The organism is Mesobacillus boroniphilus JCM 21738, assembly GCF_000517385.1.
Taxonomy (GTDB): domain Bacteria; phylum Bacillota; class Bacilli; order Bacillales; family Cytobacillaceae; genus Mesobacillus; species Mesobacillus boroniphilus.
Window position 1 is genome coordinate 1 of record NZ_BAUW01000082.1, and the last position, 17,556, is coordinate 17,556.

The window sequence follows — 17,556 nt, forward strand, 5'->3', positions numbered from 1 at the left end:
TGCGCTTGCGCTTTTTGTTCTTTTTTTTTGCGGGTATTTTGGCAATGGAGTTGTCCGGCCTACTACCTTTTATTTCACTCCAAAGTAAAGTAACTGTTTGACTATATTCACAATAAAGAACTCTAGCCGATATAATTACCATAATCAACATGAAAATCAAAAAAAAGGATGTAAGCCAAATATGTTTTTTAGTCCCGAGTCAGACAATATAGTTATTTTACAGGGAGAATATTCACTCCCAATTGTATTCCTTTCGGTGGTAATAGCCTTCCTTGCTTCCTTTTCTGCTCTTTCAATGAACGAAAGGATTAGCAAGAATGGATTTTTTAGCCGGAATTTTTGGCTGGCCCTTGCTTCCATTGCAATGGGTCTCGGGATTTGGGCGATGCATTTCATAGGGATGAGTGCTTTTAGACTTCCGGTATCAATGGAGTATAACTTTTCCGAGACGATATTATCCGTTTTTCCTGCCGTCATGTCCTCATACCTGGCGTTTTATATTTCCAATCGAATTAATTTAACTCGCTGGCCACAAATACTTGCTGGCATGATCATGGGTATCGGAATTGCTTCAATGCATTATATCGGTATGTCGGCAATGGAGATGGATATTGAGTATTCTTATCGGCCTTTCATTTTTGTTCTGTCGGTTCTGATTGCCATCATTGTTTCTTATGTTGCTCTGTACATATTTACCAGCATGCAAAAATTCATGGGGAATTTTTATGTAAAGGTGATTACGTCCTTACTGATGGGGATCGCTATATCAAGTATGCATTATACAGGCATGGAGGCGGTTGTTTTTTATACAGAGGGAACCGTACTTCCAGAAACTCAACATGGACACCATATGAATTTGCACATGCTAATTATTGCTGTGACGGTAGGAATAGGAGTGATATTGGGTTTTTCTGGATTATCCAGCCTGCTTGACCGGTATGTCGATTTCCGTTTGAATCATTTCGATGCCTTGACAGGATTGCCGAATAGACGGCAATTCGAAAAAGTGCTCAATGCATCTTCACCAGCCAGCATGGCGGTGATCCATTTACATGGATTGGAAAAATGGAATATCCGATATGGTTACGAATACGGTGATGAAGTCATTAAGGCAGTTAGTGAGATTCTTGTCAGCCTAAAGCCGTCATTCGGTGTGATTTATAGAATAGAAGGAAATCGCTTTGCTCTATTATCAGAGGATGGACGAGATTATGAAAAATTGAAAACCTCACTGGAAAGAATAACTGTGATTTTGAAAAAACCGTTAGTCATCAAGGAAAAGAAATTAGTGATTAATATGGTTTGTGCAGTAGCTTGCTCAGAAGAGGATGAACAAGCTGATTTATTTTCCAATACGTTGGCAGTGCTCCAGCAGTCTAACATTGCTTACAATCATGAAGTAATTGAATATGATCCAAAGATCCATACTTTCGCATTTGAACGGAATCTCATTCATGACATTGACAGGGCAATGGAAGATGAGGAACTTTATGTTCTTTATCAGCCAAAAGTATGTTCAAACACGAAAATGATCTTTGGTGTTGAAGCATTGCTGCGCTGGAAGCATCCTGTACACGGTATGATTTCCCCTGGTGTTTTTATACCGGTTCTCGAAGAAAATGGCAAGATGCACGAGGTAACGGATTGGCTCATCAACCATGTGTGCGGGCAGATTATGTTTTGGAAGAATGGAGGAAACGAAGCTTTCAAAGTAGCGATTAATATTCCAGGTTCCTATTTTACTTCGCCACAATTGATGGAAACATTGAAACAGTGTATTGCGAAATATGAAATCGAAAGCAAGTATCTTGAACTTGAAATTACAGAGACAAGCGTAATCGATCAAATAGAAAATGCAATCAGGGCAGTAAGTGTTTTTAAAGAAATAGGGTTTACTGTGGCTCTCGATGATTTTGGAACGGGTGTATCTTCCTTATCGTATTTAAAACGGCTGCCGATTTCTACGTTGAAAATTGATAAGTCCTTTGTTGATGATGTTCCACAATCAGAGAAGGATTCAGCGATTATGAAAGCAATCATTAGTCTGGGACATTCATTGAAACTAAAAGTGGTGATTGAGGGAGTGGAAACCGAAGACCAGATGATTTTCCTGTCCAAAAATTTTGATAATCCAATTATTCAGGGTTATTACTATTCCAAGCCGCTCAATGCTGTTGAGGTGGTTGAATGGGTCAATGCTCTAGAGACACAATCAGGTGCAGTCTCTTAAATATGCTATGAATTTGTTAATTTTTTCAAAATATAATTGGTGTGTATCTTCATTTTAATTTTTTAGGAGGAAAGTGAATGAATTTATCTATTTCACAAATCAAAAAGAAAGCTATTGCGACTTTAAAAGGAAAGTGGGGCATCGGTGTAGCACTTACATTCATAGTCTGTTTGATTACGACTATAGTGCCGACAATTATAGAAGTGCCTTTAAGCGGTGGATTTTCTGAGTGGTTTAACCAAACCGAAACGCCATTGATTGCTGACATGGTTAATCTTCTAATCTCGTTTTTATTCATCCCGATGACAGTTGCCAGCTACTGGTTCTACCTTGTTATTGCCAGATGGAATGACCCGAAAATCTCCGATGTCTTTGCAGTGTATAAAGAATGGGAGCTATCACTGAAAGTTATCGGTACATCTATCCTTGTTGGAATCTTCACGATTCTATGGTCATTGCTGCTGATTATACCAGGGATTATCAAGGGAATTTCCTACTCACAAGTGTTTTTCATTTTGAGGGATAACCCACAGCTCTCCGCACTTGAAGCGATCACAGAAAGTAAAATCAGGATGAAGGGCTATAAGTGGAAATATTTCCTGATGAATCTTAGTTTTATAGGGTGGGTATTCATCGCCATCTTTACTTTAGGAATTGGTTTCTTGTGGCTGACTCCTTATATCAGTGCAGCCAATGCTACTTTTTATAATGAATTAATCGCGCTGCAAGACCATGAAGAGGCCAATCCAGCTGACTTGGAAAGCTAATGTATTATAGTCCCAGCTATTTTTTTGCTGGATTTTTTATTATCGAAGAGTCCTTCTTATTTATTTCAGTGGCAGTTTTGCCTTGATTCAGACTACTCCTTTGATTATGTGATTCATAACAAATGAAAAAGATTAAAGGATAATTGTGGGAAAAGTCGAATAATATTAGTTCATGAAATATAAGAAATGAGGGGAAATATGGAAATAGACAGATCTACTTTATTTTTGGTCGATAAGAAAGAAGGGTTCAGTCCAACTTTCAGTCACCTGGTGTCAATGATGAATTATGTACGTTCCACCACCCTTGAAGCATTAGAAGGACTTACAATTGAGGAACTGGATTTCCTAGTCCATGATGAAGCGAACTCAATTGGTATGTTGCTTGGACATATGGCTGCTGTGGAACGGATCTATCAAATTATTACCTTTGAGAGAAGGGATCCAACTATGGAAGAGGAAGAAGCCCTGGCAGCGGGTCTTGAAATTGGTGAAAAAGGAAAGGCCGCATTTAAAGGATTTCCTCTGGAACATTATCTGGCTGATCTCGAGGCTGCACGGGAAGATACGTATCGTACGTTCAAGACACTTCCTGATCAATGGTTGTTTGAGCAGACGAACTGGTGGTGGAATGAGCCAGGAAACAATTATTTTAAATGGTTCCATGTGTTTGAAGATGAGATTAATCACCGCGGCCAGATTAGGATGATCAAGAAGATTCATAGCATGCAAAAAGAACAATTAGCCAAATAGAGTGACAAGCAGAATCCGTGGAGCATTCACGGATTCTTTGAAATTAATTCATGTGCAGCTAATTTTCCGCAAATTTTTAAAAATATTGAAACTAAATATCATGACAATCGTATTACATATCAAGAAATAAATGGAATAAGGGAGGGTGCTTGTTCGATTTTAGCAAGGGGTGAGTAAAAATGGAGCTGTTTGGCATGCCATTAGAAACGATTTATTTTTACGGGTTGGTCATTTCGGGTGCGGTCACCATCATTTATTTATTCTTTGGTGATGCTTGAGGGGCTGACAGAAGCTATTCCTTTTGTGAATCCAACATTAATATTTTCCTTTGTTGCGATTTTTACAGCCGGCGGGTATTTAGGTGAAGTTTTTACAAAGCTGCACAGTGTTCTGATTGCTGCTGCTTCTGCAATTATTGCTCTTATTCTAGTAACTTTGCTGAATGTATTTGTGCTGATTCCACTATCCAATGCCGAGGAATCCCTCGTGTATAAAGAGAGTGACTTAAGAGGTAGAATCGGTACCGTTATCACTGGTATTCCGGTTGACGGCTATGGTGAAGTCATGATTGAGAATATCAGCGGGCGCATCTCTAAGCCGCAGTCAGTTTTACAAAATCAGAAATACCTTATGGAAAAAAAGTACTGATCATCGACATCGAAAATGGAGTCCTTCAAGTCAAGTTGTATGAAGAGTTAGAGACTTATATTTAGGGGGAAAAGGTATGGATCTAATGTTTATTGTTATTGGTTTTGTTGTCTTCCTTGTCATCGCTATGATAGCCGTTTTCATCACAAAGTATAAAACTGCTGGACCTGATGAAGCCCTGATTGTAACGGGCAGCTTCCTTGGCAGCCGCAATGTTCATACGGATGAGTCGAGCAACAGGATAAAAATTATTCGTGGGGGCGGCACGTTCATTTTCCCGGTATTCCAACAATCCCGCCCACTCAGCCTGCTCTCAAGCAAGCTTGAAGTCACTACACCTGAAGTATACACAGAACAGGGTGTTCCAGTCATGGCAGATGGAACGGCGATTATTAAAATCGGAGGATCCATCAGTGAAATTGCCACTGCTGCTGAGCAATTTCTTGGAAAATCAAAAGAAGACCGAGAGAATGAAGCGAAGGAAGTATTAGAAGGGCATCTGCGTTCGATTTTAGGATCAATGACTGTCGAAGAAATCTATAAGAATCGTGATAAGTTCTCACAGGAAGTCCAGCGTGTTGCTTCGCAGGACCTTGCAAAAATGGGACTTGTCATTGTGTCATTCACGATCAAAGATGTTCGAGATAAAAATGGTTACCTCGATTCCCTTGGTAAACCTCGTATTGCCCAGGTAAAACGTGATGCTGATATCGCCACAGCTGACGCAGAAAAAGAAACAAGAATCAAGAAAGCTGAAGCAGATAAAGAAGCGAAGAAGGCTGAATTTGAACGCGCAACTGAAATTGCTGAAGCCGAAAAAATTAATGGATTAAAAGTTGCTGAGTACCGCCGCGAGCAGGATAGTGCCAAGGCTAGAGCTGACCAGGCTTATGATTTGGAAATGGCACGTACACAGCAAGAGGTCACCGAACAGGAAATGCAGGTCAAAATCATCGAGCGTCAAAAGCAAATTGAACTTGAAGAGAAAGAAATTTTGCGCCGTGAACGCCAATATGATTCCGAGGTCAAGAAAAAGGCCGACGCTGACCGCTATGCTGTCGAGCAATCCGCTGCGGCTGATAAAGCCAAGCAAATCGCTGAAGCAGATGCAAATAAATATCGTATTGAAGCAATGGCTAAGGCTGAAGCAGAAAAAGTCCGTATGGACGGTCTTGCGAAAGCGGAAGCAGAAAAGGCAAAAGGTGAAACCGAAGCGGAAATTATCCGTCTGAAAGGTCTTGCAGAAGCAGAAGCGAAAGAAAAAATCGCTGAAGCATTCGAACAGTTCGGCCAGGCTGCGATCCTCGATATGATTGTGAAAATGCTTCCTGAATACGCGAAGCAAGTTGCAGCGCCACTAGGAAACATCGATAAGATTACCGTCGTCGACACAGGCGGCAGTGACGCCAATGGCGGAGCAAACAAGGTAACCGGCTATGCGACTAATCTTATGTCGACGCTTCAGGAATCACTAAAAGCATCATCCGGTATTGATGTAAAAGAGTTGATTGAGAATTTCTCAGGCAAAGCTAATGTAAGACACAGTATTGATGCATTGGCAGACGAAATTCGCGAGAACAAGACCGAAAACAGAATTGAAGCTGCGTTGAAGCAGGAAGAATAGAAGAAAAACCCGTCTGGGGCTTTGACTCCAGGCGGGTTTTCTTTTTTAACTTTATAAGAAAGTACAAACTTTTTACACTTTGATTAGTGTCTAGCTCCAGCGCCTAGCCCCTCGAGACGCTTCGGTCCGCCCAATGAAGTCAAAGAGCGACTTCACTGGTCGGCCCTCCAGCGCTTGTCGGGGCTGACCAAGGCGCTTGCGCTTTTCTAATTGAAAACATTCTTAGTACTGTATTGTATGTGTATGTTTGATACTGCAGCTAATCTGTAAGGTAACAGGAAATGTTAACGAAATATTCACAAAAATAGAGTGCTATTTGGATTAGAATAGAAATTAAGAAAGGAAGTGGACTATGTTACTTAAAAAGAGAGCTGAATCAGAGGAATTAGTATCACTGCGCTACTTGAATACAAGAATGGAGTTGGCTGGAAAGGACAAATTTTATCTTTCGAATTTGGAAAAGGGGTATAAAGGGGAGATTGAATTTGACCGCCAGACAGAAAACCTCTCAGAGGAAAGGTACATAATAGATGACCTGCTGCTCCAAGTAAATAATTCATATTTCCAGATTGATAAAGTGATAATATCTGGTGGGTTAATACATCTATTGGATGTGAAATATCACGAAGGTGACTATTACCTGGAATCAGACAAATTGTACTCCGTAAAGAGCGACCGAGAGTTCAAAAATCCAGTCATACAATTAAAGAGAAGCGAGACGCTCTTTCGCCAACTGCTTCAAAACCTCAAATTAAATTTCCTCGTCCAGGCTTCAGTTGTTTTTAACAACCCAGAATTTACCCTTTACCAAGCCCCGCTGGACCAGCCAATAATTTTACCAACCCAAATCAATCGCTTTTTAAAAGAACTTAACGAAACACCATCTAAGTTGGAAGAGAATCATAAACGACTCGCCCAAAAATTACTTTCATTACACCATGATAAAAATCCATTCACCACTCTCCCAGCATATAATTATGATCAATTGGAAAAGGGCATGCACTGCAGGGCTTGTGGTTCTTTTAATACTTCTATAAAAACCCGCCATTTAGTCTGTGGTAAATGCGGAACTTCTAAACCAGTAGAACAAGCAATCGTACAGCAAATAGAAGAATTCAAACTATTATTTCCAGAAAGAAAGATAACAACACAAAGCATATATGAATGGTGCAACATAGAAATAAAAAAAAGAAGGATAACCAGAGTATTAAAGAAGTTCTACACGGCAAAAGGAACCACGTCGGATACTTATTACGAATGAAAAATAGTCTGAAGTGAGTAGAGATTCGGCCAAAACAGGAGCGCGGAGCCGTTGAAATGTCCGAAGATGGGGTAGGTTCGGCCAAATCAGGAGCCGCGAGCCGTAGAATTGTCCGAAGTGGATGCAGGTTCGGACAAATCAGGAGCGTCCAGCCGTTGAAATGTCCGAAGTTGGTATAGGTTCGGCCAAAACAGGAGCGTCCAGCCGTTGAAATGTCCGAAGATGGGGTAGGTTCGGCCAAATCAGGAGCCGCGAGCCGTAGAATTGTCTGAAGTAGGTGCAGGTTCGGCCAAAACAGGAGCGTCCAGCCGTTGAAATGTCCGAAGATGGGGAGGTTCGGCCAAAGAAGGAGCGTCCAGCCGCAGAATTGTCTGAAGTTGGGTAAGGTTCGGCAATCAATAAAAACGCCTGAGCTCTAACAATGCTCAGTCAATAACTTCAGTATTAATATCCAGAAATTTTGCGATAATTGAGAAAATAATATAATATAAAATATAATAAACCGACTGGATAGTTTATTTGGTTTTCTCCTGAAAAATCATTCATCAGTGTTCAGAAGCGATCGCTTACATTAAAATCCAGAAGGATATTCACTCATTTTAAGAAAGAGAGGAAAATGACATGGAACAAAAGGTAATGAACCAATCAATCATGTCTGCGCTCGAAAAGTTCAATGAATTAGATGAAAAGATTTCGCATTTTAATAGTATTTTAGGTTTGTTGAGCTGGGACCAAAAAGTTATTTCACCGAAAAAAGGACGTTCTATTTTTGCGAATGCAAATGGAACACTTAGAACAGAAGCGTTCAAGCTGACTGTTTCTGAGGAAATGGGGGAGGCACTAAGTACGCTCTCCACACCAGAAGCGGAGGAGTACCTTGATGAGGCAATGAAAGCTAAGGTACGTGAACGCCTTAAATTTTATAACCGTTCAAAGAGTATTCCAGCAGCAATGATTAAAGACTTCTCTGTACTTACATCAAGGGCGAATGATGCCTGGGAAGAGGCAAGAGAGAATAATGATTTTGGAAAATACCTTCCGTATCTTGAGAAGATCGTAGAATTCAAAAGGAAAGCTGTTGAAATTTACGGTTATGAAAACCATCCATATGATGCGCTCCTGGACGAATTTGAGCCTGGCCTGACTGTGGAAAAGCTAGACCCGCTGTTTGTTAAATTAAGAGAATCAAGCGCTGATTTACTTAGAAGAATTCAAGAGTCTTCATACAAGCCATCAGTTGAAATATTTGAACAGCCTTATTCAGTAGAAAAGCAAAAAGAGTTCAATCGTTATATCTTGCCGCTGATAGGCTTCGATATGGAAGCGGGCAGGCTGGATGAAACTGTCCATCCATTTGCGCAACCTGTAAATACCCGGGATGTGAGGATTACGACCAGATATCTTGAAAATAATGTCCGCTCCGCAATTTTCGGAACAATTCATGAAGCTGGGCATGGTATTTATGAACAAAATATCAATCCGGAATTCCAGGATACAGTACTTCAGGAAGGTGCCTCATTTGGAATCCATGAATCTCAGTCGCGATTCCTTGAAAACATGGTAGGACGCAGTGAGGAATTCTGGAAGTACTTCTATCCGAAACTGCAGGAACATTTCCCAGAACAACTTGGGAAAGTGGGATTGGATGATTTTTATCGAGCCACGAATGCTGTCCAGCCTTCGTTCGTCCGAGTAGAGGCTGATGAGCTAACTTATAATCTTCATATCATGGTTCGCTATGAAATTGAGAAGCTTTGATTGCCGGGGAAATAGAGGCGAAGGATCTGCCAGGAATCTGGAACGCAAAAATGAAAGACTATCTTGGCATTTCACCATCTACTGACAGTGAAGGGGTGCTCCAGGATATTCATTGGTCGTTCGGAGGGCTTGGCTACTTCCCGTCATATTCTCTTGGAAATTTGTATGCGGCCCAAATCCTGAACAAGATCAAGAAAGATTTGCCGGATTTCTATGAAAGCATCGAGCGTGGTAACTTTTCTGTGATTCAAGACTGGTTAAGGGAGAACATCCATCAGTATGGCATGCTGTATACTCCAAATGAACTGATTGTAAAAGCCACCGGGGAAGAACTGAATGCAGTATACCTGGTTCAGTATCTGGAAGAAAAGTATAGCAAAGTATACAAATTATACTAAAAACGAAAATGAGGTAATTCAAATGACGCCAATTGTTTCAGAGGAATATAAGGAAAAGAAGCGTCAGGAAATACTACAGAGCGCTCATGTTTGTTTTGCCGAGAAGGGTTTTGAAGCATGTACTGTTGATGATATTGTCGCTCGTTCCGGCATGAGCAAAGGGGCGATCTATAATTATTTCAAAAGTAAGGATGATATCTACCTTGCCTTGATGGAAGGCCAGACACATAAATCGAGAAATGAATTTGCAAAAGCGATAGCTGAGCGAAAGACAGCGCTTGATAAGCTCAATTACTTGATTGAAGCCTACCTGGATAACGATCCGAATGATGAAGAGAACAAGGGTCATGCGATTGTCCATTACGAGTTCAGTTTGTATTCAACACGGAATCCGAAGTTGAAGAAATTGTTGACTGAACGATATAAAGATTTCTTTGTTTCATTGCTGATCGGAATCATTAAAGAAGGCCAGACATCAGGTGAATTCAACAAAGAGCTAGATCCCTCGACACATGCGGATATTTTTTGGGCGATGGTCAATGGAGCTACATTACAGGCAACTATCCTTGAAAATTATCAATATAAACTTATATTAAAAGAAATGCAGAATTTGTTCTTGGAAAAATTAAGACAATAAATGATTAAAACCAGTGAGGTGCTCCCTCACTGGTTTTGATTTTTTTTCGACAGGTACAGTTAACACGGAGCGAGTTCATCACTTCAGCTCCAGTGCGTTTTGCTGGTATTCCGATTTTTCTTTTAACAGTTTTTTCAGTTTCGGCTTGTTCTTTCTTCCGGACAGAATGTAAAGGAAGTCTCCAGCCATGATGACGGTATTCCCTGTAGGGGCAATCAGTTTGCCGTTACGGATGATTGCATTCACCAGTGTCCCTTCTGGAAATGGAATTTCCATCAAGGTTTTACCGACAATTGCACTATCGCTTTCCATTTCATATTCAATCATTTCAGCATCTGCTTTTCCAAGTGAAATCAGCTCAAGCGACTGCATCGGTGTCGTTTTTTTAGGACCATTCAATTCCAGCTTATTTGCTAGCATCGGTATGGTAGCTCCCTGAATCAGTGCGCTCGTCAGTACGACGAAGAATACAACATTGAAAATCTGATGGCTGTTCCCAATACCTGCCAGTAAAGGGAATGTGGCAAGGACGATTGGGACCGCACCTTTCAAGCCCGCCCATGAAAGAAAAAGGCGTTCTTTTTGGGAATATGGCATTTTATATGTTGAGATGAATACAGCAAGTGGCCTTGCTATCAATATCAGAATTAATGAAATCAAAATTCCTTGAATTAGAATGGCGGGTGTGAAAAGCTCCGATGGGAATACAAGGAGTCCAAGGATGACAAACATTAAAATTTGCATCATCCAGGCAAACCCCTCAGAAAATCGGAAAATAGAATGACGGTAAGCAATTTCCGCATTACCGATGATGATCGCTGCGATATATACAGCTAAAAGTCCGCTGCCGTTAAGGAATGCTGTAATGCCATAAGTCAGCAATGCAAACGCGGTTGCGAAAACAGGATAGAGCCCACTGGAATCAAGGTTTATTGAATTCAATGCTCTGATAGCGACTTTTCCGAAAATAAAGCCCAGTATCAGGCCCAGTCCCATTTGCAAAAAGAAGTCTCCGATCAACTTTAAAGTACTTGCATCAGGAATAGTAATAAGTTCAATCATTGCTACGGTTAAAAATACAGCCATTGGATCATTCGATCCTGATTCAGCTTCGAGAGTAGAAGTAAGTTTTGGAGAAATATTATGACCTTTCAAAACAGCAAACACGGCTGCGGCATCAGTCGAACCAACAATTGCCCCAAATAAAATGGCTTCTACCAATCGAGGCCCAAAATTGTTTTCGCAGCGACGGCAACAAGTCCCGAAGTGAGTAACACTCCAATCGTTGCAAGAGATAAAGAAGGAACTATTACTGGCCTGACGTCTTTCCAATTTGTTTGCAGGCCACCTTCAAACAGGATGATGATGAGTGCAATAACACCGATCATTTGTGCAACTGCTGCATTATCAAAATAAATGATGCCAAGAACATCACTGCCCATGACCATCCCTACCATGATAAAGAAAATCAGGGAGGGAACCCCAAGTCTGGTTGAAAACCTCGTAGTTAACACCCCGACAATGAATAAAACAGCTAGAAGCAGGATAAAAGAGTCAGTACTAGCTACATATTCAGGCAATAAAAACTCCTCCTTATAGATTGATATTTATTTTAACCGGGACCGTTTCCTGGTCTACTCCAATAAAATGCTTCGTTTCTGATGGCGAGGCATGCTTTAGTCTTTTTGGATGAGTGAAATTGCAACCCCCTGGGAGTAAGCATGATAGCCAAAAGTTTTCCTAAGAGTGGTCATTCCTACCGGTTCATCGATTCCGGCATTTTTGGCAGCTGCATTGATAATCCTGTATGCTTGTTGTCTTGTGATTGGGTTAGGAGTTTTTCGCGACCTAAAAAGATAGTCTGTAGCAATAAAAGAATTTTCATTTAAATATTTTTTTAGGGACACCCTTATAGAGGCATTTAAGTAAACAGGAGGAATGGAATAGTGAGGTATGGAAAGAAAGTCTGTAATTCCTCCATCCTTTTCGCATACATCGTGGACTCTCAGACTAAGTAATTCCTGAAGTTTAATTCCAGTATTGATACCAAGTAAAAATAAACAATAATCCCTGGCCGAGTGATTTTCGAGGAATTTCTTCATGATGCTAATTTTCTTTTTGGATTTAATCGCACTTACCGTTTTCATTAAATCACTTCCTTAAGTAACTTAATTATATCTTATATCAAGTTTTGTAACATAAATTTTGCCTGAAAAAGATTTTTTTGTTACCCGACTGTCAAATGTTATAATGAACAGAATCTAAAAATTTGTTATTAACCTGGAGGCAATTATGCTGACTTTTGAACAGAAACTTGCAATTATTGAATCATTTCCTCAACTCGAACGAAAAAATGTCTCTTTAGGCCGTGTTAACTTCCACTTTGCTGAGAGCATATACGACAAGAAAAATGTTATATATCACCTTCACCCAAATGGGAATGGGTTTGTCTATGGTGAATTTTTAGAAGGCTATGATGTTGACCCTAAGGGAATGGTAAATATCCGTGATTTTACTTCGGATGAGCTTAAATCGATCATTGAACAGTCAATTGAGTCTCTTTCGGCCAATAGCACCATTGAATCAGCCATCATAGAGGACAATGAAGAGGAACGCTGGATTAATTCAGAAAACCACACATTGATTCTTGTCCATGAAGATGAAATGTGGAATGTGTATGCTGGTTTGAATCTTGATGGTACATTCCTTTCTTACAATGAAGCCAAACAATATTTAGAAGAAGAAGGATTCAGGAAAAGATAAAAAAGGATGCCGCAGTGGCATCCTTTTTTCTATTAAAACCAATCCTTCTTTTCTTGAGACGCCTATAATTTGAAATTCCCAGTCAGTTTTTCTAATTCCGTTGCTGTCCGCTGGAGGATTTTTGTCGTGTCGTTTACATTTTCTGCAATTCTGAGCTGCTCTTGTGTAGACTGGTCTGTCTGTCCAGTGCCTGCTGCAATTTGCTGGGATGCTTGAGAGACTGTATCAAGGGAATTAGTTATTTGTTCAAATGCTATAACTTGCTGTTCAATGGCAGTTGCGATGTTATTGGAGTTGTCTTCGATCTCCAATGTTGTTTCATAGATTTCATTCAGTGTGTTTTTTGCCTTAGCAGATAGGTCTTTATTGTATTGTACAGCTTCTCTTGTTTTCGTGATGTAGTCAACGGCAGTGCGGGTGTTCTGGACATTTTCGTTAACGATGGAAATGATAGTGGATGCCGATTTTGCGCTTTCCTCAGCAAGCTTCCGGACTTCGTTTGCTACAACAGCAAAGCCTTTTCCATGTTCTCCAGCCCTTGCAGCTTCAATGGCTGCGTTCAATGCCAAAAGGTTTGTTTGATCAGAGATTGTATTGATGATTTTAACGAATTGTGTGATTTTATCTGATTGTTTTTCAAGCACGGTAATAATGTCAGCAAGCTGATTTGTATTTTCATCTACAGCTTCAAGTCCTTCAAGCATCTCGTCAATCCTTACGGTTCCTTCTTTTGAAGTTACCGTTGAATTTTTAGCAATGAAGCTAGCCTGCTGAGCAGATGCGTTGATTTCTTCGATACCGGCATTGATCTCTTCCAATGTTGCCTGCATTTCTTCAATGTTAGCGTTTTGTTCCTGTGTGCTTGCTGCCGCCTGCTGATTAGCTGATGTCAGTTCTCTGATAGCTTCTACCGAACTGGAGGCTATCTTGGACAACCCAACTGTTTCACTTGAAACTTCCCTTGAACTTGTTTGCACCTGGGAAACAAGGGTTCTAAGGGAGGCAGCCATTGTATTGATACTTTCAGCAAGTTCTCCGATTTCATCTTTTGATTTAACTTTGATATTTTCTTGTGACAAGTCACCTTTTGCAATGTTTGCTGTTAAAACCTTGATGTTATCCAGTGGCTTGATGAGCCTGGACACAAGGAAATACATTGCTGCGCTTGAGATGGCCAGGATAATAAGAGAGAGAATCCAAATGCCGGCGACCTCAGCATTTATCTTTTTATTTACCTGAGAAACGTCAAATTCGACTCCATAAAGGGCGATTGCTTTTCCTGACATGTCGGTGATTGGTGCAAAGCCGGTCATTTTTGTGCCATTTTGAGATTGGTATATTTCGGTGGTTGTCCTTTTATTTTCCTTAAAAGCTTCTAGCGCTGCCTGATCAAAATCCTTGCCGCCAGAATAATTTGAACCATATGTAATATCTTTCGTCATCATTGCTGAGCTCATTGTCGGGATTGAAAATTTATCCCCATCCATCGTGATCAAATATAGATTATGTATTAAAGGGTTTTCCTTAAGTATTTGGTCCATTTGTTTCTGCATTGAGGTGACACCTGGATTGTTTTTTGAAGGATTCGCAATGATTGTTTGGGCTTTCCCTGCGGAAACCTGGTCCGATAACAAGCTTGAGATTGTATTGAGCTCAGCTACCATCGAGTCCATGTTGCTAGTCCTGATTGTGTATTGAGCATAGAATGTTGTAGCCAATGCAAGGAGAAGCATTGAGATCATGCTTAATGATACAATCTTTAATTTCAGACTCATATTTCTGTTGGATCTTTTCTTTGATTTCTTTTTAGTCACTGTTTTTTTTGCAGTGTCCGTTTTCTTCTTTAAAAACAATTTGTCCACTCCCTCTGTTCTTCATAGGCGATAAAATTTCTTCGAAAACAATTATAATCTTTAGGAAACCTTCAAGAATTGCTTGAATATTAAATTGTTCTCATATTATTGTTATTTTCGGCAATATTCAAAATTAGTTAAGGAAAAAGGACTAATTAGCCGATTATTTTTAATTGACAGAAATGTAGTGCTTTTATATATTTAAGGTAATTAAATATTCTCTTTTTAAAGGGGAGTAGCTGCTACAATAAAGTCGTCATTCCCGAGATGAAAGTCTCCGGCTTTATTGGCAACATGGACGTTGTTAGCAAGACCTTTGCTGTCATGGTGAAGGTCTTTTTCTATGTGTTTCAGGCCTTTACCAGGATGGTAAGGGTCTTTTCTTTTGGCCATGCGAAGGGGTATTGATTGATCAATCAATGGTTAGGAGGAAACAAAAATGGAACTGACTTTATTTCTGGAGTATGGCTGGGTACTTCTCGTTCTTGTTGTGATGGAGGGCCTTTTGGCTGCGGACAATGCATTGGTACTTGCGCTCATGGTGAAGCACCTTCCTGAGAACAAGCGTAAAAAGGCTTTATTTTATGGCTTGGCAGGGGCATTTGTGTTTCGGTTTACATCTCTGTTTGTGATTTCCTTTTTAGTGGATGTATGGCAACTGCAGGCGATTGGGGCTTTATACCTGCTTTTCATGTCTGTGAATCACATCATCAGGAAAATTGCTCTCAGGGATAAAAAAGAAAACAAAGATCAGAGATTGACCAAAGAAGATACGAACAAAAGCGGTTTTTGGGGAACGGTCCTTAAAGTAGAGTTTGCCGACATTGCTTTTGCAATTGATTCTATCCTGGCAGCAGTAGCTCTGGCTGTTGTATTGCCTGAAACTCCTCTTCCAGACATCGGAGGGATGGACGGGGGACAATTCCTTGTCATCTTCGCAGGCGGAATGATTGGTTTGATCATCATGCGATTCGCTGCAAATATGTTTGTGAACTTGCTTGAAAAAAGGCCTGGTCTGGAAATCGCCGCGTTTGCTATTGTTGGCTGGGTAGGGGTAAAACTGGCGATTTTAACATTATCCCATCCTGCATTAGGAGTTATAAATCCTGAGTTCTCCCATTCAACAGAATGGAAACTAATATTCTACGGAGTGCTTATAGGAATTGCCGCGTCAGGCTGGTTCCTTTCCTATGAAAAGACTGCAGAGACTGCCAAAAAGGTATCATAATGACATTTTGCTCCCGTAACCTTTGCTGTTTACAATACGTGGCATTGCTCACCCAGTCTATTTATAAATATATTCTACTCCAGATACCAATAATAAGTTTGGATTGATTCACGTTTTTCCTCTATTATGCGTTAGCTGTTAATTATAAGGGTATAATTTAAAAAATGGACAAAAATCGTGGTGCTGAAGGAACAAATTCTTTAATCACCATTCCATTTTAAAAGGAGTAAATGCTTTCTAGGAGGTGACCGCCTTACGAATGTAGGCATGCCCATTGATTATTACTAATTTGCTTTTGGTTGTTTTATTAATCGCATTAACCGCTTTTTTTGTAGCGACAGAGTTTGCCATTGTAAAAGTGAGAAGTTCAAGAATAGACCAGCTCATCTCGGAAGGAAGGAAAGGAGCACAATCCGCAAAGCACGTGATCACACATCTCGACGAGTATCTCTCGGCCTGTCAGCTTGGCATTACAATTACAGCTCTTGGACTCGGGTGGCTAGGGGAGCCGACGGTTGAAGAAATGCTTCATCCTGTGTTTGAGAACTTTCATCTTAATCCGTCATTATCCAGTATAATATCGTTCGGAATAGCCTTTGCTTTGATCACTTTTTTGCATGTGGTTGTTGGGGAGCTGGCTCCAAAAACGGTCGCGATTCAAAAAGCAGAGGCAGTCACCCTTGCTTTTTCCAAACCAATAATCTGGTTCTATAAGATTATGTACTTTCATATGGGTGTTGAACGGTTCTGCCAGGCTTCTTGTTGGGCTGTTTGGTTTAAAGTCGGCATCGGAGCATGAAATTGCCCATTCTGAGGAAGAGCTCCGCATTCTATTGTCGGAGAGCTATGAGAGTGGTGAGATCAATCAAAATGAACTGAATTATGTTAATAATATATTTGAGTTTGATGAGCGTATAGCCAAAGAAATCATGGTTCCCCGGACTGAAATTGTCACGTTTGACATTTCAGATGATATCGACACGATTATTGATGTGATCCAAAAAGAGAAATATACAAGATATCCAGTCATAGCTGGCGATAAGGACAATATAGTAGGGATGATCAATATCAAGGAGATACTTACTGCTAAATTGACACGTAAGGATCTTCAAAAAGAATCGATTCTGTCATCATTTATTAAGCCTGTCATCAGAGTAATCGAAACCATTCCCATCCATGATTTGCTCGTCAAAATGCAGAAAGAGCGCATCCATATGGCCATCTTGATTGATGAGTATGGCGGAACATCCGGACTGGTGACTGTCGAGGACATTCTTGAAGAAATCGTTGGAGACATTCGTGATGAATTTGATGTGGACGAAATAGCCGAGATCAGAAAAGTAAATGAAAACCACTATCTATTCAGCTCAAGAGTATTAATCGATGAAGTGAATGACCTGTTAGGCATCCAGATATCAGAAGAAGATGTAGATACTATAGGCGGATGGTTCATGACAAAGAACATCGATGCCGAAATTGGTGATGAATTAGAAGAACAAGGTTTTATTTTCAAGATTATCGAGATTGACGAATATCATATTGCCTATTTAGAGGTTTTAAAAATAGACGAGGATGATAAGCCGGACTTATGATGCCGGCTTTTTCTTTTGTTCTTTAATAGGAAATTAAATTATAAAAT

At 40.2% G+C, this 17,556-nt stretch carries 10 protein-coding genes and 4 pseudogenes; 11 read left to right on the forward strand and 3 right to left on the reverse strand.

The genetic code is table 11. The features are described 5' to 3' along the window. The first annotated feature begins 181 nt into the window (after window positions 1–181). The 8 genes and pseudogenes from JCM21738_RS17425 (at window position 182) to JCM21738_RS17460 (ending at window position 10,073) form a co-directional block, all read left to right on the forward strand. The gene (locus tag JCM21738_RS17425) at window positions 182–2,230 is read left to right on the forward strand and encodes a bifunctional diguanylate cyclase/phosphodiesterase (protein ID WP_023615191.1); all 2,049 of its coding nucleotides are present in this window, start codon (window positions 182–184) and stop codon (window positions 2,228–2,230) included. Window positions 2,231–2,307: 77 nt separating this feature from the next. Beyond that, the gene (locus tag JCM21738_RS17430; protein ID WP_023615190.1) at window positions 2,308–2,997 is read left to right on the forward strand and encodes a DUF975 family protein; all 690 of its coding nucleotides are present in this window, start codon (window positions 2,308–2,310) and stop codon (window positions 2,995–2,997) included. A gap of 198 nt (window positions 2,998–3,195) precedes the next feature. Then, entirely contained in the window at window positions 3,196–3,747 is a 552-nt protein-coding gene (locus JCM21738_RS17435; protein ID WP_023615189.1) for a DinB family protein, read from the forward strand. Between the two features lie 179 nt (window positions 3,748–3,926). Then, a pseudogene (locus tag JCM21738_RS17440) lies at window positions 3,927–4,460 on the forward strand (NfeD family membrane protein). An 11-nt stretch (window positions 4,461–4,471) separates the two neighbouring features. Continuing rightward, complete coding sequence (gene floT, locus JCM21738_RS17445; RefSeq protein ID WP_023615187.1) at window positions 4,472–6,019, forward strand: flotillin lipid rafts scaffold protein FloT; 1,548 nt, start codon at window positions 4,472–4,474, stop codon at window positions 6,017–6,019. 352 nt (window positions 6,020–6,371) lie between these two features. Next, window positions 6,372–7,280, forward strand: coding sequence for a nuclease-related domain-containing protein (locus JCM21738_RS17450; RefSeq protein WP_023615186.1), 909 nt, complete (start codon window positions 6,372–6,374; stop codon window positions 7,278–7,280). 651 nt (window positions 7,281–7,931) lie between these two features. Next, a pseudogene (locus JCM21738_RS17455) lies at window positions 7,932–9,436 on the forward strand (carboxypeptidase M32). Window positions 9,437–9,458: 22 nt separating this feature from the next. Continuing rightward, complete coding sequence (locus tag JCM21738_RS17460; RefSeq protein WP_031307927.1) at window positions 9,459–10,073, forward strand: TetR/AcrR family transcriptional regulator; 615 nt, start codon at window positions 9,459–9,461, stop codon at window positions 10,071–10,073. A 78-nt stretch (window positions 10,074–10,151) separates the two neighbouring features. Here JCM21738_RS17460 and JCM21738_RS17465 read toward each other — a convergent pair. Continuing rightward, window positions 10,152–11,653: pseudogene (locus JCM21738_RS17465) on the reverse strand (potassium/proton antiporter). Window positions 11,654–11,749: 96 nt separating this feature from the next. Continuing rightward, window positions 11,750–12,175: a tyrosine-type recombinase/integrase gene (locus JCM21738_RS17470; protein WP_243463061.1), complete on the reverse strand. Its 426-nt coding sequence runs from the start codon at window positions 12,173–12,175 to the stop codon at window positions 11,750–11,752. A 190-nt stretch (window positions 12,176–12,365) separates the two neighbouring features. Here JCM21738_RS17470 and JCM21738_RS17475 point away from each other — a divergent pair, with 190 nt between their 5' ends. Next, the gene (locus tag JCM21738_RS17475) at window positions 12,366–12,836 is read left to right on the forward strand and encodes a hypothetical protein (protein WP_023615181.1); all 471 of its coding nucleotides are present in this window, start codon (window positions 12,366–12,368) and stop codon (window positions 12,834–12,836) included. A 62-nt stretch (window positions 12,837–12,898) separates the two neighbouring features. Here the strand turns inward: JCM21738_RS17475 and JCM21738_RS23510 are convergent, their stop codons facing one another. Beyond that, window positions 12,899–14,689 (reverse strand): methyl-accepting chemotaxis protein, encoded by a 1,791-nt coding sequence (locus JCM21738_RS23510; protein ID WP_023615180.1) that lies wholly within the window; start codon window positions 14,687–14,689, stop codon window positions 12,899–12,901. 439 nt (window positions 14,690–15,128) lie between these two features. Here JCM21738_RS23510 and JCM21738_RS17485 point away from each other — a divergent pair, with 439 nt between their 5' ends. Together JCM21738_RS17485 and JCM21738_RS17490 are read left to right on the forward strand one after the other, a co-directional pair. Continuing rightward, window positions 15,129–15,917: a TerC family protein gene (locus JCM21738_RS17485; RefSeq protein WP_023615178.1), complete on the forward strand. Its 789-nt coding sequence runs from the start codon at window positions 15,129–15,131 to the stop codon at window positions 15,915–15,917. A 274-nt stretch (window positions 15,918–16,191) separates the two neighbouring features. Next, window positions 16,192–17,509: pseudogene (locus tag JCM21738_RS17490) on the forward strand (hemolysin family protein). Window positions 17,510–17,556: the final 47 nt, after the last annotated feature.

Bases quoted from the DNA above. Each gene is read 5' to 3' on its own strand.
- JCM21738_RS17425 (WP_023615191.1), top strand. From the start codon at position 182: ATGTTTTTTAGTCCCGAGTCAGACAATATAGTTATTTTACAGGGAGAA.
- JCM21738_RS17430 (WP_023615190.1), top strand. From the start codon at position 2,308: ATGAATTTATCTATTTCACAAATCAAAAAGAAAGCTATTGCGACTTTA.
- JCM21738_RS17435 (WP_023615189.1), top strand. From the start codon at position 3,196: ATGGAAATAGACAGATCTACTTTATTTTTGGTCGATAAGAAAGAAGGG.
- floT (WP_023615187.1), top strand. From the start codon at position 4,472: ATGGATCTAATGTTTATTGTTATTGGTTTTGTTGTCTTCCTTGTCATC.
- JCM21738_RS17450 (WP_023615186.1), top strand. From the start codon at position 6,372: ATGTTACTTAAAAAGAGAGCTGAATCAGAGGAATTAGTATCACTGCGC.
- JCM21738_RS17460 (WP_031307927.1), top strand. From the start codon at position 9,459: ATGACGCCAATTGTTTCAGAGGAATATAAGGAAAAGAAGCGTCAGGAA.
- JCM21738_RS17470 (WP_243463061.1), bottom strand. From the start codon at position 12,175: ATGAAGAAATTCCTCGAAAATCACTCGGCCAGGGATTATTGTTTATTT.
- JCM21738_RS17475 (WP_023615181.1), top strand. From the start codon at position 12,366: ATGCTGACTTTTGAACAGAAACTTGCAATTATTGAATCATTTCCTCAA.
- JCM21738_RS17485 (WP_023615178.1), top strand. From the start codon at position 15,129: ATGGAACTGACTTTATTTCTGGAGTATGGCTGGGTACTTCTCGTTCTT.